General features: G+C 64.8%; 20 protein-coding genes. 14 read left to right on the top strand and 6 right to left on the bottom strand.

Annotated features, from left to right (window positions below; translation table 11 throughout):
• Positions 1–3: 3 nt before the first annotated feature.
• A complete protein-coding gene (locus VL15_RS06175) occupies positions 4–1,500 on the bottom strand; it encodes an efflux transporter outer membrane subunit (RefSeq protein ID WP_048244027.1) in 1,497 nt (498 codons plus the stop codon).
• Between the two features lie 87 nt (positions 1,501–1,587).
• A complete protein-coding gene (locus tag VL15_RS06170; RefSeq protein WP_048244025.1) occupies positions 1,588–2,079 on the bottom strand; it encodes a MarR family winged helix-turn-helix transcriptional regulator in 492 nt (163 codons plus the stop codon).
• Between the two features lie 325 nt (positions 2,080–2,404).
• On the opposite strand from VL15_RS06170, the gene typA reads away from it, so the two are divergent.
• The 6 genes from typA (at position 2,405) to VL15_RS06140 (ending at position 12,085) form a co-directional block, all read left to right on the top strand.
• Positions 2,405–4,231: a translational GTPase TypA gene (gene typA / locus VL15_RS06165; RefSeq protein ID WP_048244023.1), complete on the top strand. Its 1,827-nt coding sequence runs from the start codon at positions 2,405–2,407 to the stop codon at positions 4,229–4,231.
• Positions 4,232–4,550: 319 nt separating this feature from the next.
• On the top strand, positions 4,551–7,415 hold the full coding sequence (locus tag VL15_RS06160) for a 2-oxoglutarate dehydrogenase E1 component (protein WP_048244021.1): 2,865 nt from the start codon (positions 4,551–4,553) through the stop codon (positions 7,413–7,415).
• Positions 7,416–7,550: 135 nt separating this feature from the next.
• Positions 7,551–8,822: a 2-oxoglutarate dehydrogenase complex dihydrolipoyllysine-residue succinyltransferase gene (gene odhB / locus VL15_RS06155; protein ID WP_048244020.1), complete on the top strand. Its 1,272-nt coding sequence runs from the start codon at positions 7,551–7,553 to the stop codon at positions 8,820–8,822.
• A gap of 81 nt (positions 8,823–8,903) precedes the next feature.
• The gene (gene lpdA, locus VL15_RS06150) at positions 8,904–10,334 is read left to right on the top strand and encodes a dihydrolipoyl dehydrogenase (protein WP_048244018.1); all 1,431 of its coding nucleotides are present in this window, start codon (positions 8,904–8,906) and stop codon (positions 10,332–10,334) included.
• A 98-nt stretch (positions 10,335–10,432) separates the two neighbouring features.
• Positions 10,433–11,530 (top strand): cell division protein ZapE, encoded by a 1,098-nt coding sequence (gene zapE, locus VL15_RS06145; RefSeq protein WP_048244016.1) that lies wholly within the window; start codon positions 10,433–10,435, stop codon positions 11,528–11,530.
• A 144-nt stretch (positions 11,531–11,674) separates the two neighbouring features.
• Entirely contained in the window at positions 11,675–12,085 is a 411-nt protein-coding gene (locus VL15_RS06140; protein WP_048244014.1) for a transposase, read from the top strand.
• 102 nt (positions 12,086–12,187) lie between these two features.
• Here VL15_RS06140 and VL15_RS06135 read toward each other — a convergent pair whose 3' ends face one another.
• The 4 genes from VL15_RS06135 to VL15_RS06120 all read right to left on the bottom strand — a co-directional run bounded on the left by VL15_RS06135 (position 12,188) and on the right by VL15_RS06120 (position 17,855).
• Positions 12,188–12,649 carry a DUF2147 domain-containing protein gene (locus tag VL15_RS06135; RefSeq protein WP_048244012.1) on the bottom strand — a complete coding sequence of 154 codons (462 nt, stop codon included), beginning with the start codon at positions 12,647–12,649 and terminating at the stop codon, positions 12,188–12,190.
• Between the two features lie 167 nt (positions 12,650–12,816).
• A complete protein-coding gene (locus tag VL15_RS06130) occupies positions 12,817–14,502 on the bottom strand; it encodes a ShlB/FhaC/HecB family hemolysin secretion/activation protein (RefSeq protein WP_048244010.1) in 1,686 nt (561 codons plus the stop codon).
• 145 nt (positions 14,503–14,647) lie between these two features.
• Entirely contained in the window at positions 14,648–16,069 is a 1,422-nt protein-coding gene (locus tag VL15_RS06125; RefSeq protein WP_048244008.1) for a collagen-like triple helix repeat-containing protein, read from the bottom strand.
• Between the two features lie 40 nt (positions 16,070–16,109).
• On the bottom strand, positions 16,110–17,855 hold the full coding sequence (locus VL15_RS06120) for a collagen-like triple helix repeat-containing protein (RefSeq protein WP_048244006.1): 1,746 nt from the start codon (positions 17,853–17,855) through the stop codon (positions 16,110–16,112).
• 677 nt (positions 17,856–18,532) lie between these two features.
• Between VL15_RS06120 and VL15_RS06115 the strand changes: the two genes are divergently transcribed.
• The 8 genes from VL15_RS06115 to VL15_RS06080 all read left to right on the top strand — a co-directional run bounded on the left by VL15_RS06115 (position 18,533) and on the right by VL15_RS06080 (position 25,795).
• Positions 18,533–18,703: a Flp family type IVb pilin gene (locus VL15_RS06115; protein ID WP_048244004.1), complete on the top strand. Its 171-nt coding sequence runs from the start codon at positions 18,533–18,535 to the stop codon at positions 18,701–18,703.
• 89 nt (positions 18,704–18,792) lie between these two features.
• Positions 18,793–19,287 (top strand): A24 family peptidase, encoded by a 495-nt coding sequence (locus VL15_RS06110; RefSeq protein WP_048244002.1) that lies wholly within the window; start codon positions 18,793–18,795, stop codon positions 19,285–19,287.
• Entirely contained in the window at positions 19,284–19,778 is a 495-nt protein-coding gene (locus VL15_RS06105) for a TadE/TadG family type IV pilus assembly protein (protein WP_048244000.1), read from the top strand. Before VL15_RS06110 ends, VL15_RS06105 begins: the two co-directional genes overlap by 4 nt.
• Positions 19,779–19,873: 95 nt before the next feature.
• Complete coding sequence (cpaB, locus tag VL15_RS06100; RefSeq protein ID WP_048243998.1) at positions 19,874–20,776, top strand: Flp pilus assembly protein CpaB; 903 nt, start codon at positions 19,874–19,876, stop codon at positions 20,774–20,776.
• A 53-nt stretch (positions 20,777–20,829) separates the two neighbouring features.
• The gene (locus tag VL15_RS06095; RefSeq protein WP_048243996.1) at positions 20,830–22,161 is read left to right on the top strand and encodes a type II and III secretion system protein family protein; all 1,332 of its coding nucleotides are present in this window, start codon (positions 20,830–20,832) and stop codon (positions 22,159–22,161) included.
• Between the two features lie 75 nt (positions 22,162–22,236).
• Complete coding sequence (locus tag VL15_RS06090) at positions 22,237–23,475, top strand: fimbrial protein (protein WP_048243994.1); 1,239 nt, start codon at positions 22,237–22,239, stop codon at positions 23,473–23,475.
• 3 nt (positions 23,476–23,478) lie between these two features.
• On the top strand, positions 23,479–24,822 hold the full coding sequence (locus VL15_RS06085; RefSeq protein WP_048243992.1) for a CpaF family protein: 1,344 nt from the start codon (positions 23,479–23,481) through the stop codon (positions 24,820–24,822).
• Positions 24,815–25,795, top strand: coding sequence for a type II secretion system F family protein (locus tag VL15_RS06080; RefSeq protein ID WP_048243990.1), 981 nt, complete (start codon positions 24,815–24,817; stop codon positions 25,793–25,795). The genes VL15_RS06085 and VL15_RS06080 overlap by 8 nt, the downstream gene beginning before the upstream one ends.

Genomic DNA, 25,795 nt, shown 5'->3' with positions numbered 1-25,795 from the left:
GGATCAGTTGGCGGCCTGTTTTGTCGGCTTGTCGGCGTCGGGCGAGGCGAGCGGCGTGCCGGTCGCGTCGAACCCGCCGCCCAGCGCCTTGATCAGCGCAAGCTGCATGTCGCGTCGGCGCATCTTCAGGTTGGTCACCGTCTGCTCCGATGCGAGGCGGTTGCTGTCCGCGGTCAGCACCTGCAGTTGCGGCGACAGGCCGGCCTTGTAGCGAATCACGGCGAGATCGTACGCGCGCGTCGACGCGTCGAGTGCGCGTTGCGCGTCGCCCATCTGGCGATCGACCGAGCGGATCGACGCGACTTGCGTCGCGACGTCGTTCAGCGCGTTGATCAGCGTCTGGTTGTAGTTCGCCACCGACAGGTCGAAGTCCGCATAGCGACCCTTGAGCTGTGCGCGCAGCGCGCCGGCGTCGAAGATCGGCAGGTGGATCGCCGGGCCGAACTGCGCCTGGCGGCTCGCGAAGTTCAGGAATTTGCCCCAGCCGAACGCATCGAAGCCGAAGCCGGCCGCGAGGTTCACGTCGGGGTAGAACTCGGCTTTCGCTTCCTTCACGTCGTGCATCGCGGCCTCGACCTGCCAGCGCGCGGCGACGATGTCGGGGCGGCGCGAGACGAGGTCAGCCGGCAGGTTGCCGGGCAGCGCGACTGCGCCGCTGGGGTTCATCACGGGCGCCGCGATCTGCAGCCCGCGATCCGGACCCTTGCCGAGCAGCGCGGCGAGTTGATAGCGCACGGTCGTGATCTGGCCGTCGAGATCCGACAGCGAAGCCTGGGTCGTCGCGATATTGCCGCGGGCCGTCTGGCGTTCGACGTTGGTATCCAGGCCGGCCGACACGCGGCCGTCGGTGATCTTGCCGACCGTCTCGCGGTTGGAGATCTCGCGTTGCGCGATGTCGCGCAGCGCATAGAGCTGCGCGAGCGAGTTATAGGTGCGCGCGACCGACGATGCGAGCGTGATGCGTGCCTGCTGCATGTCGGCTTCGGCCGCCTTTTCCTGCGACACGGCGGTGTGCAGGCGTTCGCGGTTCTTGCCCCACAGGTCGAGTTCCCACGATGCGCTCGCGAGCACGTTGTTCTCGCTGTACCACTGGCCGCCGTAAGGCGGCGGGAACAGCGCGTTCGACGAATACAGCTCGCGCGTCCACGAATAGCTGGCCTCGGCCTTCGGCAGCAGGTTCGAACGCGACGATTCGATGTACGACGACGCCTTCGCGATGCGCGCCTGCGCCTGCGCGATCGACGGACTGCCCTGAAGGGCCTCGTCGATCAGCTTCGGCAATTGCGGATCGCCGAACTGGCTGGCCCAGTCGAGCGCCGGCCACTGGCCGCCCTGGGCCGGCAGGCTCTGGGCGGATTCGAATTGCGACGCGGGGGCGATCTGCTTGTCGCTCTTGATGCCGATGTAGTTCGCGCAGCCCGCCAGCGCGAGTGCGGCGACCGCGGCGGCGACGGCGGTGCGGCACGACCCGGTGCGCACGGACAACGGGGAGGTTTTCATCGCGCTGACCCCTGACTCGGAATGAATGATGGACACTGCAAGGATTTCCTTACATTAATCTGTCAAAAGTAATTGTTATGGCAACTATTACGCGATGCTGCCGCCGGCCGTCTCGCAATAGTTGCTGAGAATGCGGCGCAGCATGCTCTTCAGGAACCCGACTTCTTCCGGCGTGAACCCGTCCAGCACCTGGTCGAGCACGCTGCGGAAAATGGGCGGCAGCCGTTCGGCAAGCGCGCGGCCTTCGTCGGTCAGCTCGAGGCGCACGACGCGCCGATCCTCGATGCTGCGGACGCGGGACAGCAGGCCGCGTTTTTCGACCCGGTCGAGCAGGCGCGTGACCGCGCTCGCATCGATCCCGTATTCGCGCGCGAGTTCGGCGGCCGTCGAGCACTTGCCGACCGCGATCATGAACAGCATGCTCGCCTGCGTGCCCGTGATGCCGAGCTCTTCCTGCGTACGTTGCGTGACGAGGTTGGTCATCACCGACTTCACGCGCGACATCAGATAACCGACGCTGTCGTTCATCTGATACGAAGACAGCGGCGAAACGGGCGATGAGGTAGAGGAATCCGACATAAAAACCTGAAACTGCAATAGTTGACTAGGCAGCAGTATAGGTACAATTGCTTGCCGCGGCAAATGTTAATCGAACGGCAAAGGGCGCGCTTTGTGTTGCAAGAAGCCCTTGTCGTGGTAAGGTTTTTCGGCTTGCCGAAGGCGGCGCCTTCAGTCGATTTGCGCGTTCGGGGGAGGGTGGGCAGGCCCGATTTGTTGCGCTGCAACGTACTCGCCAGCTCTCGACACGCCCACGTGCTATAATTTCATGCTTTCCAAACTGCAATGCGCGCGCCCGTGAAAACGAGCGGGCGCGTTTGCGCGTTCAAACGATTTCCAGGTTTCTATGACCCGCGCCCTTCGCAATATCGCCATCATCGCCCACGTCGACCACGGCAAGACCACGCTCGTCGACCAACTGCTCCGCCAGTCCGGCACCTTCCGCGAGAACCAGCAGATTGCGGAGCGGGTGATGGACTCGAATGACATCGAAAAGGAGCGCGGGATCACGATTCTCGCGAAGAACTGCGCGGTCGAATACGAAGGCACGCACATCAACATCGTCGACACGCCGGGGCACGCGGACTTCGGTGGCGAGGTCGAGCGCGTGCTGTCGATGGTCGACTCGGTGCTGCTGCTCGTCGACGCGGTCGAGGGCCCGATGCCGCAGACGCGCTTCGTCACGAAGAAGGCGCTCGCGCTCGGCCTGAAGCCGATCGTCATCGTCAACAAGGTCGACCGTCCGGGCGCGCGGATCGACTGGGTCATCAACCAGACCTTCGACCTGTTCGACAAGCTTGGCGCAACCGAAGAGCAGCTCGACTTCCCGATCGTCTACGCATCGGGCCTGAACGGCTATGCGTCGCTCGACCCGGCTGCGCGCGAAGGTGACATGCGCCCGCTGTTCGAGGCGGTCCTCGAGCACGTGCCGGTCCGCCCGGCCGACCCGGAAGCGCCGCTGCAGCTCCAGATCACGTCGCTCGACTATTCGACGTACGTCGGCCGGATCGGCGTCGGCCGCATCACGCGCGGCCGCATCAAGCCGGGCCAGCCGGTCGTGATGCGCTTCGGCCCGGAAGGCGACGTGCTGAACCGCAAGATCAACCAGGTGCTGTCGTTTACGGGCCTCGAGCGCGTGCAGGTCGAGTCGGCCGAAGCGGGCGATATCGTGCTGATCAATGGCATTGAAGACGTCGGCATCGGCGCGACGATCTGCGCGGTGGATACGCCGGAAGCGCTGCCGATGATCACCGTCGACGAGCCGACGCTGACGATGAACTTCCTCGTCAACTCGTCGCCGCTCGCCGGCCGCGAAGGCAAGTTCGTGACGAGCCGCCAGATCCGCGACCGCCTGATGAAGGAACTGAACCACAACGTCGCGCTGCGCGTGAAGGACACCGGCGACGAAACGGTGTTCGAAGTGTCGGGGCGTGGCGAACTGCACCTGACGATTCTCGTCGAGAACATGCGTCGCGAAGGCTACGAGCTGGCCGTGTCGCGTCCGCGCGTCGTGATGCAGGAAATCGACGGCGCGAAGCACGAGCCGTACGAACTGCTGACGGTCGACGTCGAGGACGAGCACCAGGGCGGCGTGATGGAAGAGCTCGGTCGCCGCAAGGGCGAGATGCTCGACATGGCGTCGGACGGCCGCGGCCGCACGCGTCTGGAATACAAGATCTCGGCGCGCGGCCTGATCGGCTTCCAGAGCGAATTCCTGACGCTCACGCGCGGCACGGGCCTGATGAGCCACATCTTCGACTCGTACGCACCGGTCAAGGAAGGCTCGGTCTTCGAGCGCCGCAACGGCGTGCTGATCTCGCAGGACGACGGCGCCGCCGTGGCATATGCGCTGTGGAAGCTGCAGGATCGCGGCCGCATGTTCGTGAAGCCGGGCGATGCGCTGTATGAGGGCATGATCATCGGCATCCACAGCCGCGACAACGACCTCGTCGTGAACCCGATCAAGGGCAAGCAGCTGACCAACGTGCGTGCGTCGGGCACCGACGAAGCCGTGCGTCTCGTGCCGCCGGTCCAGATGTCGCTGGAATACGCGGTCGAGTTCATCGACGACGACGAACTGGTCGAAGTGACGCCGCAGTCGATCCGTCTGCGCAAGCGTCACCTGAAGGAGCACGAGCGTCGCCGCGCGAGCCGCGAAGGCGCGGTCGACTAAGCGTTTCGACCGTTCCCGTGCATGACGGAAAAGGCTGCCCCCGGGCAGCCTTTTTTGCATCTGCGCGGAGCGCAATCGGGTTGTCCGCAAAGCACTGTTACCGGGGCGCGTGGCAATCCGGCAAAACCCCGCCACGCGGTGCTTTCAGGCACATTTCGCCGTGAACTTTGGTATCGGTTCTGTGATATGCTGCGCGCACGCAAGTTTTAGGTCCTTCCAAGCAAGACTTGATTCGCAATCCGCTAAACGGTCAGGCCGTGTCGCGGAAGGTTGAGTAACCCGCTATTTCTCGAGAAGCTCGAAGAAAGGTGAGCGTAAAATGTCAGATGTAATGAAGCAGTTTCAGCTGAACTCCTATCTGTTCGGCGGCAATGCTTCGTACGTTGAAGAACTGTACGATGCATACCTCAATAATCCGGCGTCAGTGCCCGAGAACTGGCGAGAGTATTTCGACGCGCTGCAGAATGTGCCTGCAACGGACGGTTCGAATGCCAATGACGTCGCGCATTTCCCGATCGTCGAATCGTTCGCCGAGCGAGCGAAGGCCAATGCCTTCATCCCGCGCGAAAGCGGCACCAATCTGGCCGCGGCGCGCAAGCAAGTCCACGTCCAGTCCCTCATCAGCGCATATCGCTTCCTTGGTTCGCAATGGGCCAATCTGGATCCGCTGAAGCGTCGCGAACGTCCCGCCATTCCCGAACTCGAACCCGCGTTCTACGACTTCTCCGAAGGCGACCTCGACCAGACGTACAGCGCGAGCAACCTGTATTTCGGTTTCGACCAGGCTTCGCTGCGCGACATCGTCAAGGGTCTGCGCGACACGTACTGCGGCACGATCGGCGCCGAGTACATGTACATCAGCGATCCGGAGCAGAAGCGCTGGTGGCAGGAGCGTCTGGAGTCGACCCGCGCGACGCCGAACTTCTCGGCAGGCGAGAAGAAGCACATCCTGAATCGCCTGACGGCCGCTGAAGGCCTCGAGCGCTACCTGCACACCAAGTACGTCGGCCAGAAGCGCTTCTCGCTCGAAGGCGGCGAAAGCTTCATCGCGTCGATGGACGAAGTCGTCCAGCACGCGGGTAAGCGCGGCGTGCAGGAAATCATCATCGGCATGGCCCACCGCGGCCGCCTGAACGTGCTGGTCAACACGCTGGGCAAGATGCCGGCCGACCTGTTCGCCGAATTCGAAGGCAAGCACGTCGACGACCTGCCGGCCGGCGACGTGAAGTACCACAAGGGCTTCTCGTCGGACGTGTCGACGGAAGGCGGCCCGGTCCACCTGTCGCTCGCGTTCAACCCGTCGCACCTCGAAATCGTGAACCCGGTGGTCGAAGGTTCCGCGAAGGCGCGGATGGACCGTCGCGGCGACGAAGACGGCCTGCAGGTGCTGCCGGTGCAGATCCACGGCGACGCGGCCTTCGCGGGCCAGGGCGTCGTGATGGAAACGCTGAACCTTGCGCAGACGCGCGGTTACGGCACGCACGGCACGCTGCACATCGTCATCAACAACCAGATCGGCTTCACGACGTCCGACCCGCGCGATGCGCGTTCGACGCTGTACTGTACCGACGTGGTCAAGATGATCGAGGCGCCGGTGCTGCACGTGAACGGCGACGATCCGGAAGCCGTGATCCTCGCGACGCAGATCGCGATCGATTACCGGATGCAGTTCCACAAGGATGTCGTGATCGACATCGTCTGCTTCCGCAAGCTGGGTCACAACGAGCAGGACACGCCGGCCGTCACGCAGCCGCTGATGTACAAGAAGATCGCGCAGCACCCGGGCACCCGTGCGCTGTACGCCGAGAAGCTCGTGCAGCAGGGCGTGATCACCGCGGAAGACGCCGACAACTTCGTGAAGGCGTACCGCAAGGCGATGGACGACGGTCACCACACGGTCGACCCGGTCCTGTCGAACTACAAGAGCAAGTACGCGGTCGACTGGGTGCCGTTCCTGAACCGCAAGTGGACGGACGCAGCCGACACGGCCGTGCCGCTCGCCGAACTGAAGCGCCTCGGTGAACGCATCACGACGGTTCCGGAGAACTTCAAGGTTCACCCGCTCGTCGAACGCGTGATCAACGACCGCCGCAACATGGCGCGTGGCGACCAGCCGCTCGACTGGGGCATGGGCGAGCACCTCGCGTTCGCGTCGCTCGTCGCATCGGGCTACTCGGTACGCCTGACCGGCCAGGATTCGGGTCGCGGCACGTTCACGCACCGTCACGCGGTGCTGCACGACCAGAACCGCGAGCGCTGGAACGACGGCACGTACGTGCCGCTGCAGAACATCGCCGAAGGCCAGGCGAAGTTCACGGTGATCGACTCGGTGCTGTCGGAAGAAGCGGTGCTGGGCTTCGAATACGGTTACTCGACCGCCGAGCCGAACACGCTCGTGCTGTGGGAAGCGCAGTTCGGCGACTTCGTCAACGGCGCGCAGGTCGTGATCGACCAGTTCATCTCGTCGGGCGAAGTGAAGTGGGGCCGCGTGTCGGGTCTCACGATGCTGCTGCCGCACGGCTATGAAGGCCAGGGTCCGGAGCACTCGTCGACCCGTATCGAGCGTTTCCTGCAACTGTGCGCGGATCACAACATGCAGGTCGTTCAGCCGACGACGCCGGCGCAGATTTTCCACCTGCTGCGCCGCCAGATGATCCGCCTGTTCCGCAAGCCGCTGATCGTCGCGACGCCGAAGTCGCTGCTGCGTCACAAGGAAGCCGTGTCGGACCTGTCGGAACTGGCGAAGGGTTCGTTCCAGCCGGTGCTGGGCGAAACCGACGGCGGCATCGATGCGAAGAAGGTCAAGCGCGTGCTGGCATGCTCGGGCCGCGTGTATTACGACCTCGTCGCACATCGCCGCGAAGCGAAGGCGAACGACGTCGCGATCATCCGTATCGAGCAGCTGTATCCGTTCGCGCACAAGCAGTTCGAAACGGAAATGAAGAAGTACGAGAACGCGACTGAAGTGGTCTGGGTGCAGGACGAGCCGCAGAACCAGGGTCCCTGGTTCTACGTCGAGCACCATCTGAAGGAAGGCATGAAGGACGGGCAGAAGCTGGCATACAGCGGCCGTCCGGCTTCGGCCTCGCCGGCGGTTGGCTACTACGCGAAGCACTACGAGCAGCAGAAGGCCCTGATCGAAGGTGCTTTCGGCCGCCTGAAGAGCGCATCGATCGCGAAATAACCGACGGAAGCGAAACGGGAAGGCGCGCTGCGCTTTCCCGTCTCTTTTGGCCCGCCGGGCGCGTTGCGCGCCGCTTCGGCCGAAGGAATCGCACGAACCTCGTCACACCCCAGATTAAGCATCCAGGAAAATCACATGGCTATCGTAGAAGTCAAAGTCCCCCAGCTTTCGGAGTCGGTTTCGGAAGCCACCATGCTGCAGTGGAAGAAGAAGCCGGGCGAAGCAGTCGCGCAGGACGAAATCCTGATCGAACTCGAGACCGACAAGGTCGTGCTCGAAGTGCCGGCACCGGCCGCGGGCGTGCTCGCGCAAGTGCTGCAGAACGACGGTGACACGGTCGTTGCCGATCAGCTGATCGCGACGATCGACACCGAAGCGAAGGCAGGTGCCGCCGAAGCAGCGGCGGGCGCCGCCGAAGTCCAGCCGGCAGCAGCGCCTGCCGCAGCCGCACCGGCAGCACAGCCGGTCGCCGCAGCGGCATCGTCGACCACCGCATCGCCGGCCGCATCGAAACTGCTGGCCGAGAAGGGCCTGTCGGCGGGCGACGTCGCAGGTTCGGGCCGCGACGGCCGCGTCACGAAGGGCGACGCGCTGGCCGCGGGCAGCGCACCGAAGGCCGCTCCGGCTGCCGCACCGGCCAAGGCCGCTGCGAAGCCGTCGCTGCCGGACGTGAAGGTGCCGGCGTCGGCAACGACCTGGCTGAACGACCGTCCGGAACAGCGCGTGCCGATGTCGCGCCTGCGTGCGCGTATCGCCGAGCGTCTGCTCGAATCGCAGCAGACCAACGCGATCCTGACGACGTTCAACGAAGTCAACATGGCTCCGGTCATGGAACTGCGCAACAAGTACAAGGACAAGTTCGAGAAGGAACATGGCGTGAAGCTCGGCTTCATGTCGTTCTTCGTGAAGGCGGCCGTGCATGCGCTGAAGAAGTTCCCGCTCGTGAACGCGTCGATCGACGGTAACGACATCGTCTACCACGGCTACTTCGACATCGGTATCGCCGTCGGCTCGCCGCGCGGCCTCGTCGTGCCGATCCTGCGCAACGCGGATCAGCTGAGCCTCGCCGACATCGAGAAGAAGATCGCCGAATTCGGCCAGAAGGCTAAGGACGGCAAGCTGTCGATCGAGGAAATGACGGGCGGTACGTTCTCGATCTCGAACGGCGGCGTGTTCGGCTCGATGCTGTCGACCCCGATCATCAACCCGCCGCAGTCGGCAATCCTCGGCGTGCACGCGACGAAGGAACGTCCGGTCGTCGAAAACGGCCAGATCGTGATCCGCCCGATCAACTACCTCGCGCTGTCGTACGACCACCGGATCATCGACGGTCGCGAAGCCGTGCTGTCGCTCGTCGCGATGAAGGATGCGCTCGAGGATCCGGCCCGCCTGCTGCTCGACCTGTAAGCCGAGTTTCACCGCATTGACCCGCTCCGCACGGGCGCGCAGACGCGCGACCGTGCGGATGCACAAGAAGAAAGGATTGTCATGTCCAAGGAATTTGACGTCGTCGTGATCGGCGCCGGCCCCGGCGGCTACATCGCCGCGATCCGTGCCGCGCAGCTGGGCAAGACCGTTGCCTGTATCGAAAAGTGGAAGAACCCGGCCGGCGCGCTGAAGCTCGGCGGCACCTGCCTGAACGTCGGCTGCATCCCGTCGAAGGCGCTGCTCGCCTCGTCGGAAGAGTTCGAGAACGCGTCGCACCACCTGGCCGACCACGGTATCGCGGTCGACGGCGTGAAGATCGACATCGCGAAGATGCTCGGCCGCAAGGACGGCATCGTCGAGAAGATGACGAGCGGGATCGAGTTCCTGTTCAAGAAGAACAAGATCACCTGGCTGAAGGGCCATGGCAAGTTCGCCGGCAAGACCGATGCCGGCGTGCAGATCGAAGTGAGCGGCGAGGGCGAAACCGAAGTCGTCACCGCGAAGAACGTGATCATCGCGACGGGCTCGAAGGCGCGTCACCTGCCGGGCGTCCCGGTCGACAACAAGATCGTGTCGGATAACGAAGGCGCGCTGACGTTCGACTCGGTGCCGAAGAAGCTCGCCGTGATCGGCGCAGGCGTGATCGGCCTCGAACTCGGCTCGGTGTGGCGCCGCCTGGGTGCCGAAGTGACGGTGCTCGAAGCGCTGCCGGCATTCCTCGGCGCAGCCGACGAAGCGCTCGCGAAGGAAGCGGCCAAGCTGTTCAAGAAGCAGGGCCTCGACATTCACCTCGGCGTGAAGATCGGCGAAGTGAAGGCGACCGCGGACAGCGTGTCGATCGCCTACACGGACAAGGACGGCAACGCGCAGACGCTCGACGCCGACCGCCTGATCGTGTCGGTCGGCCGCGTGCCGAACACCGACAACCTCGGCCTCGAGGCGATCGGCCTGAAGGCGAACGAGCGCGGCTTCATCGACGTCGACGACCACTGCCGCACGGCGGTGCCGAACGTCTACGCGATCGGCGACGTGGTGCGCGGCCCGATGCTGGCGCACAAGGCGGAAGACGAAGGCGTGCTGGTCGCGGAAGTGATCGACGGCCAGAAGCCGCACATCGACTACAACTGCATTCCGTGGGTGATCTACACGTACCCGGAAATCGCATGGGTCGGCAAGACGGAGCAGCAGCTGAAGGCGGAAGGCCGCGAGATCAAGTCGGGCAAGTTCCCGTTCTCGATCAACGGTCGCGCGCTCGGCATGAATGCACCGGACGGCTTCGTGAAGATGATCGCGGACGCAAAGACCGACGAGCTGCTCGGCGTGCACGTGATCGGCGCGAACGCGTCGGACCTGATCGCGGAAGCCGTCGTGGCGATGGAATTCAAGGCGGCGTCGGAAGACATCGCCCGCATCTGCCATCCGCACCCGTCGATGTCGGAAGTGATGCGCGAAGCGGCGCTCGCCGTCGACAAGCGCTCGCTGAACAGCTGAGTACGGTGTAGCGCCTGCCGGCCATCGGCCGGCGCAGCCGTTTCATGACGAAGGCGGGCGGGGTTTCCCGCTCGCCTTCGTTCTTTCCGGTTTGCCCGATGAACGTCACCGAATACTACACGCGCGAACTGACCACGCGCGGCTATCAGTCCGATCCCGCACAGCGCGCGGCCGTCGATCGCCTGCAGCGCTGTTTCGACGAGTGGGTCGAGTACAAGGCGCGCCGCTCGAACGCGTTCAAGAAGCTCATCAATCATCCGGACCTCCCGCGCGGCGTCTACATGTGGGGCGGCGTCGGGCGCGGCAAGAGCTTCCTGATGGATAGCTTCTACGCGGTCGCACCCGTGCAGCGCAAGACGCGTCTGCATTTCCACGAATTCATGCGCGAAGTGCACCGCGAGCTCGAGGAGCTGAAAGGGCAGGCCGATCCGCTCGACGAACTTGCTCGGCGCATCGCGAAGCGCTACCGGCTGATCTGCTTCGACGAATTCCATGTGTCGGACATTGCCGACGCGATGATCCTGTACCGTCTGCTCGACCGCCTGTTCAACAACGGCGTGCAGTTCGTGATGACGTCCAACTACGATCCCGACGACCTGTATCCGGACGGGTTGCATCGCGACCGCATGCTGCCGGCGATCGCGCTGATCAAGGACAAGCTCGACGTGCTCAACGTCGACGCGGGCGTCGACTATCGCCAGCGCACGCTCGCGCAGGTGAAGATGTATCACACGCCGCTCGGCGCGGACGCCGATCGCGAACTGCGCCACGCATTTGCGCAGCTCGCCGCGGTACCCGACGAGAGCCCGATCCTGCATATCGAGAAGCGCGAGCTGAAGGCGCTGCGCAAGGCGGACGGCGTCGTATGGTTCGACTTCGCGACGCTGTGCGGCGGCCCGCGATCGCAGAACGACTATCTCGAACTCGCGAGCCGCTTCCACGCGATCGTGCTGTCCGAGGTGCCGCAGATGTCGCCGCGGATGGCGTCCGAGGCACGCCGCTTCACCTGGCTCATCGATGTACTGTACGACCACAAGGTCAAGCTGCTGATGTCCGCGGCGGTGCCGGCGGAGCAGTTGTACGTCGAAGGCCCGATGGCCAATGAATTTACGCGCACGGTCTCGCGAATCACCGAGATGCAATCGAAGGAGTATCTCGAAACGCCGCGCCGCATCGTCGATACTTCGCTGACTTGATTGCGATTTCCGACAATTGACGGGATTCAAACGTCAATTCCGGTCAAATACTCGGAATCTCGGGGTATTTTCGGATTTGTCTTATATTCATCGTTGAGGTGAGCCGATATCGTTGTGTCATGGTTACCAAGGCTGGAGATGTCCATGACACCGTATCGCGATTTGACCGACCACGAGTGGCGCTGCGTCGTGCCGCTTCTGCCCGAAATGCAGCCGCGCACCGAGTTGCGCGGCCGGCCGTTAGCCAATACGCGTGCCGTTCTGAACGGCGTGCTATGGGTGATCTACAGCGGCGCAACGTGGTCGGCCATGCCGCGCCGTTACCCTTCGTATCAGACGTGCCATCGCCGCTTCAAGGCCTGGCACGAGACGGGCACGTTGATGAATATCATGCGTGAACTCTATGGCGACGCAGGCATGAATCTGTGCAACGAATTGTCCGCACGGATGCGCAAGCACACGCAATCGAAGGCGGCGGAGGCGCGTAGCAACGCGGCACCCGCATATCGCACACCGGGTGGTTATGCGTCGGACACGATGAAGCACGCGGCGTGACGCCTGTCGGTTTCTGCTGCGCATGCATCCAAAGAAAATCGGCCTGACGACTTCGTCGCAGGCCGATTTTTCATTGAGCCGCGCGTTTCAGCGCATACCGCATTATTGCTGGCGAACCCAGGTCTGCGACCGGCCGAGCAGCGACACGCCGATGTAACCGCGCACGACAAGTTTCTGGCCGCCGTCTTCCAGCGTCATCTTGCACTTGTAGACCTTGCCGTTTTCCGGGTCGAGAATGTTGCCGCCGTCCCAGTGATCGCCGTCCTTCTTCATCGCCTTGATGATCGTCATGCCCTTGATGAGCTGATCCTTGCGCTCGTCCGAGCAGGCGGTGCAGCGGCGATCGGGCGTATCGTTCGCGCCGAGGCCCTTGACGACCTTGCCCGACAACGCACCTTCTCCGTCGTCGGCGATCTGCACGAGTGCCTTCGGCTTGCCCGTATTGTCGTCGATTGTCTGCCACATGCCGATTGGGTTGTCGGCTTGTGCGAATGCGTGGGCAGCACAGGCGAGCAATGCGCCGGCGACAGCCATCGCGCGCAACGGGCGGGTCAGTTGAATCATTGTCATCCTCCTTGTTTTTGCATGTCGTGTTCGATGCGCCCGCACGACCGTCTGCATGGGGCGGGCATGTTGCGAGCTTCGCCAGAATACGTGAAACCGCGCGCGACGTTTGATAGAGGGGACTCTAATCGAAACAGCCCGCGTGACGCGGGCTGTTTGGTGAACGATCAGTTGAGCTGATACGAGAATGCTGCGTTGATGCGCGGGCTGCGCGATGCGCTTTCCACGGGCGCATCGCCGACGGGTTTCGCGACGTTCAGGTCGAGACTGTAGAAACGGCTGTCGGTGAACCGCACGCCGATGCCGACCGACGACATGCGGCTCGGTGATGGCGTGCCCGCGTGCAGATACACGCGCGCCATGTCATACGCGATGTACGGCGTGACGGATTTCATGTATGTCCAGCCCGGCGTGAAGCCGCGGTTGACCTCCAGCGACATCCCCCATCCCGAGTCGCCCGATGCTTCGCCGGGCTGATAGCCGAGCGCGTAGCGCGTCGAGCCGAACGAGATCTGCTCGGACGTCGGCAGCGAGTCGGGGCTGTATTGCCCGGTCAGCGAAACCGACGTGCCGATCCGGAACGGCCATTCGTTGGTTTGCGTGAAGGTCGCGCCGGTGCGCACGAAGGTCAGAGATGTCGGGTCGGCATAGGTCGTCGTGGTGCCGCCGTTCGTGCCGATTTGCGATTTCGATGCGCCGAGGATGTCGAACGCCTTGGCGACGTTGACGCTCAGCTTTCGCACCTGTTTCGGCTGGACGTTCGTGTAGTCGAGTTGCAGTTGCAGCACGCGAACCTGCGACCGGTTGTCGAGCGTCGCGCCGTTGATCTGGTTCTGGTAATTGTCTTCGTTGTGCGCCGCGTAGCCCGATACCGTGCCGAGCAGGCTGCGCTGGTTGTTCAGCAGTATCGGATAGGATGCCGAAAGACCGAGCTTTTCGTTCTTGACCGTACGCTGGACGTACGACGGCAGCCCCGGGTTGTCGGTCGGCTTGCCGCGATAGGTGCTCGCGTCGAGGCGCGTGATCAGGCCGCTGCTGCCGACGGGCACCGCACCGCTGAACGCGAAATAGGTTTGCTTGTCCCGCCCCGGCGGCGCCAGCGCGGAGATGCTCAGTTGCTCGCCGAACGACGTGAGGCCGTTTTCGGTCGCGGTGATGAGGCCCTGGACACCCGGGTGATTGAAGTCGATACCGGTGCTGACATTGAACGGCTTGCGGTCGACCGCGAGCTCGAGTGTCGTGGCGCCGTCGGTGGTTTGCGGCGGCGGCACGTTCGCCTTCACCGTAAGGCCGGGCAGCAGGCCGAACGTATTCACATAGCGCTCGAACGTCGCGCGGCGCAGCGGGCGATCGGCCGTGATATGCGCGGCGATCGCGCGAATTTTCGATTCCATCGCACCGGGCTTGCCGGTGACCTTGACGTCCGACACGTAGCCTTCGACAACCGTGATGCGCACGACGCCGTTCTCGAACGTCTGCGCGGGAACGAACGCGAACGACAGCGCGTAGCCGCGATCCTGGTAGAGCTTTGTCACGCCGTTGGCGGTTTCGATCAGCTCGCCGATCGTGATGTCCTTGCCGACGAGGGGCGTGAAGCGACGCGAGATTTCGTCGAACGGCACCGACTTCACGCCTTCGACCTGGAACGTCTTCGGCGTCAGGCGCCGCGACAGCAGCTCCTGCAGTTGCGGTGCCTGGGGCGCGACCTGCACGGTGACGTTCGGGCCGGTTTTCGGCGCGTTGATCTGGGGCAGGGAGTCGAGCGGGTTACCTCCGACGCGCGTTTGTGCTTGTGCCGTGCTTGCTGCCGCGATGGCGAGCAGCATCATCCATCTGTCGAGTCTGGATTTCATTGTTCTTCCTCGTAGGCCTTGCTTTTCGTCTTCTTTCTAATGCGGGCGCGCGACACCAGGGTGTCGCGCGCCGCGTGCCGCCATGCCGGATGTATTGGTACGGCCGCGCCATCCGCTCCGGCTGCGGAGGTGCGACCGTCCTCCTTTACTTGCCAACGCTACCCAGCGTGCCCAGCAACCCCGTTACCGGCGCCAGTAGACCTGTCGAGCCGCCGCCCGACGATGCCGTACCCGAGACGCTGCCGATCAGCGACGTGACCGGCGCGAGCGGGCTCGAGCCCCCGGATCCCGCTGCACCGCCGACTGCCCCCGTGACAGTATTCAGCAAACCGGTGACCGGCGCGAGAGGGTTTGCACTGCCTGCGCCGCCCGTTGCGCCGCCGAGCGTACCGGTGACCGTCGACACGAGATTCGTGACGGGGGCAAGCGGGCCGCCGCTGCCGCCGGCTGCGCCACTGAGTGCGCCGGTAACCGTGGAGACGAGGCCGGTGACCGGTGCGAGCGGGCCGCTGCCCGAGCCGCCCGCTGCACCGCCAAGTGCGCCCGTGAGCGAGCCGAGCGGCGTCGAGCCGAGACCCGACAGCAGGCCACCGAGCGGGTTCGTCGAGCCGGAACCCGACGACGTGCCGTTCTGGACGTTAGCCGTCGAGCCGCCGACGAGGCTCGTGATCAGGCCGGGGATCGGTGCCGCGCCGTTCGGACCGTTCGGGTTGACGAGGCCGCCCGCGTTGGTCACGGTGTTGCCGACCGCGGTCACGAGCTGACCGACGTCGCCGACGAGCAGCTGGCTCGACGTGCCGCCGACTTGCTTGCCGGCCGAACTGATCGCACCGCCGACCTGGCCGAGCAGGCCCGAGACGGGTTGACCGAGGCCGGTCGTCGTGCCGACCTGTTGCGTGACCTGGCCGGCCGTGATCACGAGTGGCGTGATCGCCGAGCTGAGCGGCTGCGTAACCTGCTGCACGGCACCCGACGACAGCGTCGAACCGATCGTCGTGCCGGCGGCCGTCAGGCCGTTGGCGACCGTGTCGAGCACGGTGCCGACCGGGGTCGTGACCGGCGCGAGCGGCGCGAGCGGGCCCGTGCCGAGCGCCTTGACCGTCGAGCTCAGGCCGGACACCGTGTTGCTCGTGGCACCGACGACATTGCCGAGACCGGCAACCGTGGTGCCGACCGGATCCTTCGTCGAGCCGATCTGTCCCAGCCCGTTGCTCACGGCATCGGCAGCTGCGCCGACGATCGTGCCGGTGCTGGAGAGCGTGCTGCCGACGCCCTTCGTCACGCCGTCGCCGAGGCCCGGCAGGCTGATGTTGCCAACCGTGCTGCCGAGATCAGTGGCCGTCTGGCCGACCGTGCTGACGACACCCTTCGTGCCGGTCGACGTGCCGCTGGTGCCACTCGTGCTGGGCGTGCCGCTCGCGCTGCTCGGGCCGTTGTTGCTGCTGGTCGGCGGCGAGCTGACGCCGCCGCCGCCGCAGGCGGCCAGCAGGCAGGCTGCGGCGAAGGCGGTGAGGGGCACGCGCCACTGGCGCAGGGCGGCCGTCGTGAGGGAACGTTGCTGGGACATGAAGGACTCCTCGCTGTCTTTTCGATGAATGGATATTGGTTTACTTGCCGTGCGTGCCGCCGAGCAGGCCGCCGATCAGCGACGTGACGGGCGCGAGCGGATTCGACGACGAGCCCGAGTTCGTGACTGCGCCCGTGCCGCCGGTCAATGCAGGTGCACCGACCGCGCTGGTGACCGTGGACACCACGTTCGTCACCGGAGCGAGCGGGCTGCTGCCGCCCGAGCCGCCCGTCGCGCCGCCGAGTGCGCCCGTGACTGCGCCGAGGAGACCCGTGACCGGAGCGAGCGGGCCGCCGCTCGTACCGCCCGTTGCGCCGCCCAGTGCGCCGGTGACCGTGGAGACGAGGCCGGTGACCGGGGCGAGCGGGCCACCGCTACCGCCTGCTGCACCACCCAGTGCGCCGGTGACCGTGGAGACGAGACCGGTGACCGGGGCGAGCGGGCCGCCGCTGCCGCCTGCTGCGCCGCCCAGTGCGCCGGTAACGGTGGACACGAGACCGGTGACCGGAGCGAGCGGGCCGCTGCCGCCACCCGTTGCGCCGCCGAGTGCGCCGGTGACGGTGGAGACGAGGCCGGTGACCGGAGCGAGCGGGCCGCTGCCGCCGCCCGTTGCGCCGCCGAGTGCGCCGGTGACGGTGGAGACGAGGCCGGTGACCGGGGCGAGCGGGCCGCTGCCGCCACCCGTTGCACCACCCAGTGCGCCGGTGACCGTGGAGACGAGGCCCGTGAGCGGTGCGAGCGGGTTGGTCACGCCACCGGTGCCGCCCGTGAGCAGGCCGCCGACGGCTTTCACGGTGTTGCCGGTCGAAGAGACGGTGTTGCCGAGGCCCGTCGTGACTGGGTTGCCGCCCGTCGACGCGAGCAGCGCTCCGGCCTGGTTCAGGCCATTGCCGATCGTGCCGAGCAGCGTGTTGACCGGCGCGCCGAGGCCCGTCGCCGTGCCGATCGTCTGGGTCGTCTGGCCGACCATCGTCGTGATCGGCGTGATGGCCGAGCTGACCGTCTGCGTGACCTGCTGGATCGGGCCGGTCGACAGCGCGTTGGTGAGCGTGTTGCCGCCGTTCGATACGGCGCCGCCGAGCGTCGACACGAGGCCGCCGACGGCACCCGTGACCGGTGCAAGCGGCGACAGCGGGCCGCTGCCGAGGCTCGTGACCAGGTTGCCCGTCTGCGTGACTGCGCCGCCGAGCTGATTGACCACGCCGCCCGTGCTGGCGACCGTGGTGCCGATCGGATCCTTCGTCGCGCCGAGTTGGCCGAGACCGTTGCCGAGGCCGTTGCCGAGTGCGGTAACGGCGCCGCCTACGCTTTGCACGATGCCGCCCGCGGCTTGCGTGGTGGCCGGGTTGACGCCCGGCAGTGACTGGCCGGAGATGACGGTGCCGAGACCCGAGACGGTCCCGCCGACACCCGTGACGATATTGCTGCCGCTTGCGAGGACAGTTCCCACTGCGTTCGACGACACACCCGAGGTGCCGGAGGTGCCGCTCGTTCCCGAGGTACCGCTGGTGCCGGACGTGCCGCTCGTTCCCGAGGTGCCGGTGCCGCTGGTGCCGGAGGTTCCGCTCGTGCCCGACGTACCACTGGTGCCGGAGGTGCCGCTCGTGCCCGAGCCGCCGCCGCCCGACGTGGAGAGCGCATCGCTGCCGCCCGAACTCGAGCCGCCGCCGAGGCCTTGGCTGATGGAACCGGAGCCGCCGCACGCGGAGAGGGAAAGCATGGCTGCAACGGTGGCCGCGATCAGAGTCGTCCGGAACACGCCATGAGGGATAACCTTGATGTCCATTTCATCCTCGCATTAAAAATGTCTTGTGAACTTCGTTGTGTTGAGTGGTGCGAGGACTACTCTGCAACTGTCGTGCCATTTCGATGCCCGACGGTTCGACAACAGGTTTTAAACGAGGCAATTCCTTGTCGGAAAAGGAAGTTATGGAAATTGAAAGATTGTTGAATCTGTTTAAGAGCAGACGAATGAGAACGGTTTCGGACGTTTCGTAACGTAACGTCACAACATTGGCGTTACGCGTGCGACGTAACGTGGGGCCCCTGCGGGCTTGGTGGACAGGGCAATTGTTTTACTGGTGGATTAGGTGTGCACATCTAACCTATCGTAAATCCTATGTGTAAGACGTACCGAAACGCCGTACAAATACGTTGTGCTCACGGTCATTTTTTTCGATCCATGTCGTTAAAAGAGGTTGGAAGTTAAATAGGATCGGATATAGAATCCGGAGCAGATGTAAGCAAATGTACGGTTCGGTACACAACGTTCGAGGAGGGTCACTATCGCGAATGTTAACTTGCATCAAATCGTGAGACATGCCCTTCGGGGCGACCTATAAAGAAAGCGCACCCGGTTGACGCTACGGCAGATGTGGCGAACGACGCGGGGCAAGGGCCAGATATGCGGGGATGTATACGTATAAAAGGCCAAAGAACGTAAATACAGGCACGAGGAATAAAATGAAAGCAATCATCAAGCGTTTCCTTAAGGAAGAAAACGGGGTTACCGCAGTCGAGTACGGACTCATCGCCGGACTGGTCGCCGTTGCTCTCGTCACTGCCGTCGGTTCGTTGACGACTGGCATCTCGGGGGCGTTCACCTACATCGCGAGCCAGTTGCCGAAGGCATAACGAGCGAGCTTTTTGCTCATCTCCCTGTTGTTAGGGGCGCGGATTGCTTCGGCAATCCGCGTAGGTAAGTTTTGCCGCTCGGGGCGTAAATGATCCTGCTAACTGGCGTCGGGGTTTTCCTCGCGTGGGCGGTGCTTGTCGCGCTCGAGGACATCCGTCATAGGCGTATACCGAATTCACTGGTGATCGGTGGATTCGTGTCTGCATTTGTACTCTCCGGACATAATCCATTTGGCATATCCGTGAATCAGGCGCTCATTGGCGCATTGATCGGCATTGTCAGTCTTTTCCCATTTTTCGTACTGCGCATAATGGGTGCCGCGGATGTCAAGGTATTCGCGGTGCTTGGCGCATGGTGCGGCCCTCATGCGTTGTTTTGGTTCTGGATCGTGGCGAGCCTGCTCGCGTTCGCCCATGCCGGTACGCTGATCTTCGCAACCCGTACACCTGTATCTGCGTTGTGGCAGCGGCGCTCGCCGACGCTGGAGATCGCCGGTTTCCGGGCATCGCCGTATGCAGCGTTTCTCGTGATTCCGGCGGTGCTGTGGTGCGGGTACCGGATTGCGACCGGGGGGATGCAATGACGATGTTTCGTTCTGCCCCCGGAATGCGGCGTCACGAGCGTGGTTCGACGGCGGTCGAATTCGCGCTGATGCTGCCGGTGTTCTTTCTGATCCTGTACGCGATCATCACGTACGGAATGATCTTCGCCGCGCAGCAAAACCTGACGCTTGCGGCGACGGAAGGCGCACGTGCCGCGTTGAACTATCAGCAGGTCGGAGCGGCCGCGTCGGTGCAGGCAGCGCAGCAAGCCGCGCTCGCGGCGCGGGCCCAGGCCGCCTGCACGGCCGCAACGAATCTGACCACGTGGCTGAAGGGTGCGACGTGCGCGCAGACGCAACAAGGCAACTGTTCGTACGACGCGACGATGTTGTGCGTGCAGATCACGCTGACCTATCCGTACTCGCAGAACCCACTGATCCCGTCGTTCCCGCTGCTCGGTTCGCTGTTGCCGGTGCCGTCGACGCTCACCGGAACGGCGATGGTGCAGATCAGCCCGGTCAACATCATTTAGACGACAGCGATGGTGTCGTGCCGGGTCGAGGGCGCCCGGTCGTCAACGTTGCGCGGAGAATTCAATCGTGAGTAGCGGGGAAACATAACAACATCATGGCCAACAATCTGACGAAGATCATTGCGGGCTTGCTGATCGCGATCGCGGTCCTGCTCGGCGTCTATGCGTGGATGCTCGGACGCAAGCCCGCGGACGTCACGCCGGTTGCGTCGACGGTCGTGACGCAAAGCGTGCCTGTCGTCGTGGCAACACGGCCATTGCAAGCCGGCCAGCCGATTCCGGCCGATGCGCTGAAGGTTCAGCAGTCGACCGCCGCGCCGCAGGGCGCGTTCGCCGATCCGCTGCAGCTTGTCGGCCGTATCCCGGCTGCCGACATTCCGGCGCAGGCGGCCGTGGTGGCAAGCGCACTGTCGTCCGGCCTTGCCGAGCAGATCGCACCGGGAGAGCGAGCCGTCGCGATCAAGGTCGACGAAACCAACGCGGTCGGTAACCGTGTGCGGCCCGGCAACTATGTCGACGTGTTCCTGAACCTGAAGCGCGACGGGACTGGTATGGCGATAGGCGGGACGTCGACGGCCGAGATCGCGAATACCCAGGCACGGCTGCTGATGTCGAAGATCCGCGTGCTGTCGTTTGGCGACGCAACGACCGAGCGCGACAGTTCGAATGGCTCCGTGGTCGGCATGCGGACCGCGGTGCTTGCCGTGCCGACCGCGCAGGTTGACGCACTGACGCTCGCCGAGCAGAGCGGCCGGCTCGTGCTCGCGCTTCGCAACTCGCGCGACGACGATGTCGCGGCGCAGACCGTCGCGGTTCGTGTGGGTGACGACAAGAGCCCGTCGGCGCTTGCTGCTTCTGGCGTGATGCTCGGAGAGTTGTCGAAGAGTGCGACGACAGCGCCGGCCCCGCGTGCGGCGCCGCGGCTGGTCACGCGGCATGCGAGCGGCGGCAGCATCGAAGTGATTCGGGGTGGGCGGACCGAAACGGTCGCCTACTGAGCGGCACGAAGACGACAACCAGAGAAGGGGGGCGGTTCGATGCCTCCAAAACAATGAAAAAGAAACTGATTGGATTAGCTATTGCATTGAGCGCGCTGGCCATGCCGCCGTTGTCGGACGCGGCCGACACGAGCGGGACGATCAGCCTGGCGGTCGGCGCGCAACGGCAGATCGCGACGGGGCGTGCGCTGCAGCGGGTTGCGGTCGGCGATCCGTCGGTTGCCGACGTGCTCGTCGTGAAGGGCGGGCGAGGCGGCGTGCTGCTCGTCGCGAAGAACGCCGGGGCGACGAACGTGATGATCTGGGAGCGCGGTCGCGACGAGCCGACCGTCTACAACGTGAATGTCACGAGCGGCGCGGCACGTGCGCTGCTCGACGGCGCATCGCCGAGCGTGAATACGTACAGCGGTACGACCGTGATCGGCGGTGCGTCCGGGACGCTCGACGGGCATCAGCGGGCGGTTCATGCGGCAAAGACGGTCAGCGGCAAGGACGGGACGACAATCGATGCGTCGACGATCTCCGGCAAGAATGTCGTGCAGGTCGACGTGCGCGTGGTCGAATTCAGCCGTACGGTGCTGAAGCAGGCGGGTCTCAACTTCTTCAAGCAGAGCAACGGCTTTTCGTTCGGCGCATTCGCGCCGACGGGGCTGACATCGATTACCGGGACGCCGGGCGGCTCGCTCACGTACAACACGAACGTGCCGATTTCGTCGGCGTTCAATCTCGTCGTCAATTCGATGTCACGCGGGCTGTTCGCCGACTTGTCGATTCTCGAGGCGAACAATCTCGCCCGAGTACTTGCGCAGCCGACGCTCGTCGCATTGTCCGGCCAGAGCGCGAACTTCCTCGCGGGGGGTGAAATTCCGGTGCCGGTCCCGCAATCGCTCGGCACGATCTCGATCGAATGGAAGCCCTATGGCGTCGGGCTGACCGTCACGCCGACCGTGCTGAACCCGCGCCGGATCGCGCTGAAGGTCGCGCCCGAGTCGAGCCAGCTCGACTTTGTGCACTCGATCACGATCAACGGAGTCCAGGTGCCGGCGCTGACGACGCGACGCGCGGATACGACGGTCGAGCTCGGCGATGGCGAAAGCTTCGTGATCGGCGGTTTGATCGACCGCGAGACCACGTCCAACGTCAACAAGGTGCCGTTCCTGGGGGATCTGCCCATCATCGGCGCGTTTTTCAAGAATCTGAGCTACCAGCAAGCCGACAAGGAACTCGTGATCATCGTTACGCCGCATCTCGTCGCGCCGATCGCGCAGGGCGCACCGCTGCCGGCGACGCCGGGCGAGCTGTCCGAGCAGCGCGACGGTCCCGTGTGGCGTTCGTATCTGGGCGGCATGGCATCGCCGGACGCAGGACCGGGGTTCTCGAAATGAGCGCGCCGAATTGTTACGGGACAGCGCAGGCCGTCGCGCAAGACGCGATGCGTTGCTTCATTGGGAGTATCCAAGATGAATGCGAGAACCTATTCTTTGGCTGAGCCCGCCGTCACCGACCACTTCGTCTGCGCATCCTCGCATGCGGAGCGCGTGCAATGGCTGTCCCGGTCGCTGGTCTCGGCCGGCGCGGTCGAGGGGGCGCCGCTCGACGGTGCGGCGCTGTCGCAGCGTATCGGCGTATTGAATCCGGCACTCGTATTCATCGATTTCTCGGGGGATTGCGCGGCGGCGAGCACGGTTGTGGCTGCGGTGCGCGTGTCGCATCCGGGCGTGCCGGTCGTTGCGCTGGGCTCGCTTGCGCAGCCTGAGGGCGCACTCGCCGCGCTGCGCGCGGGGGTACGCGACTTCGTCGATTTTTCCGCACCGGCCGACGAGGCGCTGCGCATCACGCGCGTGTTGCTCGACAACGCCGGCGAGCCGGCGCACCGCCACGGGAAGGTCACTGCGTTGCTCGGCGCGCGCGCCGGGATGGGGGTGAGCACGCTCGCCGCCAACCTGTCGATACTGATGCAGCGGCGGGCCGCCGATCCCGCGCACGCGGCCGCGTTCCTCGATCTCGGGCTGCCGGCTGGCGACGGCGCGCTGTTCCTGAACACGCGCTGCGAATTCCATTTCGTCGAGGCGGTGCGCAACCTGCGCCGGATCGACCGCACGTTCGTGACGACCGCGCTCGCGCGCCATTCGAGCGGCGCCGCGCTGACGACGCTGCCACCGAACCTCGCCGATCTGCGTGAAGTGGCAACCGCGTCGTGCGCGGCGTTGCTGAACCGGCTGCGGGCGTTCTTCGATCACCAGATCGTCGATCTCGGCGGCTTCCCGAATCGCGAATTCATTGCGCAGGTCGTGAATCTTGCGGACGAGGCGTGGCTCGTTTGCGACCAGGGCGTGGCATCGGTCGTATCGGCAGTCGAGATGCTGGACGGGTTGCGCGATGTGGGTGCCGCGACCGAACGGATCGGGCTCGTCGTCAACCAGTTCGACGCCGAGCTCGGGCTGATGCCCGCGCAGATCGCCGAACGGCTGGAACTGTCGCTGGTCGCGACGCTGCCGTCGCGGCGCGTATCGATCGGACATGCCGCGAACCAGGGCAAGCTGATTGCCGAGGTCGCGGAGCGCGATCCGTACGTGCGTGCGCTCGGGTCGCTGGTCGAGCGCCTCGCGGGTACGCCGTCGCCGGGAGCCGCACAGCGTGCGGCGGGCGGCCTGTCGGCACTCAGGCGAATCATTCAATCCTCTACGAAGCGGTCGTAAGCGATGGCACAGGACATTCAATTTGCCGACGGCGCAGCGCCGTTCTCGCAATCGCAACAGTTCCACGACATCAAGAATGCCGCACACGAGCATCTGCTCACGCGGATCGAGGAACTGGGCGCCGAATTCGGCCGTTGGTCGCGGCAGGCGATCAACCAGTTCGTCGATCTCGAAATCGACAGCTTCGTGCGGCTGCGGCGGATCCCGCTCAACGAGAGCGAGGTGCGTGCGATTGCCGAGGCGCTGACGAAGGAACTCGCCGGCTTCGGGCCGATCGAGGACCTGCTGGCGGATCCGCACGTCGAAGACATCCTGATCAACGGCTACAACGACATCTATGTGTCGCGGCACGGGATTCTGTCGAAGCTGCCGATCCGCTTCACCGATAACGCCCATCTGCTGCGGATCGTGCGACGGATTCTCGCGCCGGTCGGCCGGCGGCTCGACGAATCGAATCCGATGGTCGATGCGCGGCTGCCCGACGGCGGGCGTGTCAATGTGGTGATCGAACCGCTGTCGATCGACGGCCCGGTCGTGTCGATCCGGAAGTTCCGCAAGGACCCGCTGAAACCCGAGGACCTGCTCGGCAACGGCACCTACAACGAGGAAATCGGCCGGCTGCTCGAGGCCGCGGTCGAGGCGCGCTGCAACGTCCTCGTGTCGGGCGGCACCAGTTCGGGCAAGACGTCGCTGCTGAATGCGCTCGCATTCCACATTCCGATGGCGGAACGTGTCGTGACGATCGAGGATACGGCCGAACTGTCGCTGAATCACCCGCACGTCGTGCGGCTCGAGAGCCGCCCCGGCGGCTTTGACGGCAGTGGCGTCGTGTCGATTCGCGACCTGCTGCGAAACACGTTGCGGATGCGGCCGGACCGGATCATCGTCGGCGAAGTGCGTGGCGGCGAAGTGCTCGAAATGCTGCAGGCGATGAATACGGGCCACGACGGATCGATGGGCACCGTGCACGCGAGTTCGCCGCGCGAGTGCCTGTACCGGCTCGAGATGCTTGCCGGCTTCGCCGGCTTTCAAGGCACCGAGGCCAGTCTGCGCCGGCAGATCGCCAACGCGATCGATTTCATCGTGCAGATCGGTCGACTGTCCAACGGCCGTCGGCGCATCCTGTCGATCACCGAAGTCACCGGCATGTCGGACAACATCGTATCGACCCAGGAACTGTATCGCTACGAGGCACGCGTCACGCCGGAGGGCGACGAGATCGATCATTGGGAGTCGCTCGGCATTCATCCGCATTCGCCGAAGCTTGCGCGCTTCCGCAACACGCTTGTGTCGAGCGGCGGCGGATTCGGCGGCAACTTCGGGCGAGGCGGAGGCTTCAATGTCTAGCGTCAGCTTGCTCGCGCTGATGTTCGCGCTGATCTGCGCGGCCGCCGGGTTGCTGTTGTGGCGCGGAAGCCAGGTGCGGGAAGGGCGCGCCCACGCGCAACGGTTCTTCGACAGCCGGGTGGGACAGGGTGCGCGCGCCGCGCCGTCGACGGGTGACGCGCGCACCGCGCGTGCCGCGGCGGCCGGTACGGCGAATACGCAGGAGCCGGGACAAGGGTTCGCGCGCTGGCGCGCGTCGGTGTTCGACGCATGGACGGTGTTGTCCGACCGCGCGGGTCTCGACGAGATTCGCGCCGGCCTCGTGCTGGCGCTTGCGATCATCGCGCTGCTCGCACTGTGGGCCGGCGTGGCCGGCGGGGTGCTCGCGGCGGCGGCCGCGCTCGTTGCGGGCGGCGTGCTCGTCGTGCTTTGGATCACGTCGCGAATCAGCCGGCGCCGCCTGAAGATCGTTCGTCAGTTGCCGTCGTTTCTCGACGGGATCGTGCGGCTGGTTACCCTGGGAAACAGCGTGCCGGCGGCGTTCCAGTCGGCGCTCCAGACGGCCGAGATGCCGCTGCGCCGCTGCCTCGACGACGTGTCGCAGATGCTGCGCTCCGGCGTCGAGATCGATCGCGCGATGCTGCAGATCGCGCACCGGTATCGCATCCGCGAATTCGAACTGGTCGGCGCGGTGCTGCGTCTGTCGGTCCGCTACGGCGGGCGTGCGGACGTGATGCTCGACCGGATGTCGACGTTCATGCGCGATCTCGAGCAGGCGGAACGCGAGCTGTCCGCGATGTCGGCCGAGACCCGGTTGTCCGCCTGGGTGCTGGCGCTGTTGCCGATCGCGGTCGGCAGCTTCGTCATCGCCACGAGCCCGCGCTACTTCACGGTGATGTGGAACGACGATGCCGGGCGTCAGCTGATCTATCTGGCATTCGTGCTGCAGGCGATGGGCGGCTTCTGGCTGTACCGGCTCGCGCGGTTGAGGTGA

Origin of the sequence: Burkholderia cepacia (assembly GCF_001039005.1) — a bacterium.
Classification (GTDB): Bacteria; Pseudomonadota; Gammaproteobacteria; order Burkholderiales; family Burkholderiaceae; genus Burkholderia; species Burkholderia theae.
The sequence above is the reverse complement of the archived record's forward strand: the minus strand, read 5'-3'. Positions and strand labels throughout refer to the sequence as shown.

Coding starts and splice junctions, on each gene's coding strand:
- VL15_RS06175 (WP_048244027.1), bottom strand. CDS start 1,500: ATGAAAACCTCCCCGTTGTCCGTGCGCACCGGGTCGTGCCGCACCGCC.
- VL15_RS06170 (WP_048244025.1), bottom strand. CDS start 2,079: ATGTCGGATTCCTCTACCTCATCGCCCGTTTCGCCGCTGTCTTCGTAT.
- typA (WP_048244023.1), top strand. CDS start 2,405: ATGACCCGCGCCCTTCGCAATATCGCCATCATCGCCCACGTCGACCAC.
- VL15_RS06160 (WP_048244021.1), top strand. CDS start 4,551: ATGTCAGATGTAATGAAGCAGTTTCAGCTGAACTCCTATCTGTTCGGC.
- odhB (WP_048244020.1), top strand. CDS start 7,551: ATGGCTATCGTAGAAGTCAAAGTCCCCCAGCTTTCGGAGTCGGTTTCG.
- lpdA (WP_048244018.1), top strand. CDS start 8,904: ATGTCCAAGGAATTTGACGTCGTCGTGATCGGCGCCGGCCCCGGCGGC.
- zapE (WP_048244016.1), top strand. CDS start 10,433: ATGAACGTCACCGAATACTACACGCGCGAACTGACCACGCGCGGCTAT.
- VL15_RS06140 (WP_048244014.1), top strand. CDS start 11,675: ATGACACCGTATCGCGATTTGACCGACCACGAGTGGCGCTGCGTCGTG.
- VL15_RS06135 (WP_048244012.1), bottom strand. CDS start 12,649: ATGATTCAACTGACCCGCCCGTTGCGCGCGATGGCTGTCGCCGGCGCA.
- VL15_RS06130 (WP_048244010.1), bottom strand. CDS start 14,502: ATGAAATCCAGACTCGACAGATGGATGATGCTGCTCGCCATCGCGGCA.
- VL15_RS06125 (WP_048244008.1), bottom strand. CDS start 16,069: ATGTCCCAGCAACGTTCCCTCACGACGGCCGCCCTGCGCCAGTGGCGC.
- VL15_RS06120 (WP_048244006.1), bottom strand. CDS start 17,855: ATGGACATCAAGGTTATCCCTCATGGCGTGTTCCGGACGACTCTGATC.
- VL15_RS06115 (WP_048244004.1), top strand. CDS start 18,533: ATGAAAGCAATCATCAAGCGTTTCCTTAAGGAAGAAAACGGGGTTACC.
- VL15_RS06110 (WP_048244002.1), top strand. CDS start 18,793: ATGATCCTGCTAACTGGCGTCGGGGTTTTCCTCGCGTGGGCGGTGCTT.
- VL15_RS06105 (WP_048244000.1), top strand. CDS start 19,284: ATGACGATGTTTCGTTCTGCCCCCGGAATGCGGCGTCACGAGCGTGGT.
- cpaB (WP_048243998.1), top strand. CDS start 19,874: ATGGCCAACAATCTGACGAAGATCATTGCGGGCTTGCTGATCGCGATC.
- VL15_RS06095 (WP_048243996.1), top strand. CDS start 20,830: ATGAAAAAGAAACTGATTGGATTAGCTATTGCATTGAGCGCGCTGGCC.
- VL15_RS06090 (WP_048243994.1), top strand. CDS start 22,237: ATGAATGCGAGAACCTATTCTTTGGCTGAGCCCGCCGTCACCGACCAC.
- VL15_RS06085 (WP_048243992.1), top strand. CDS start 23,479: ATGGCACAGGACATTCAATTTGCCGACGGCGCAGCGCCGTTCTCGCAA.
- VL15_RS06080 (WP_048243990.1), top strand. CDS start 24,815: ATGTCTAGCGTCAGCTTGCTCGCGCTGATGTTCGCGCTGATCTGCGCG.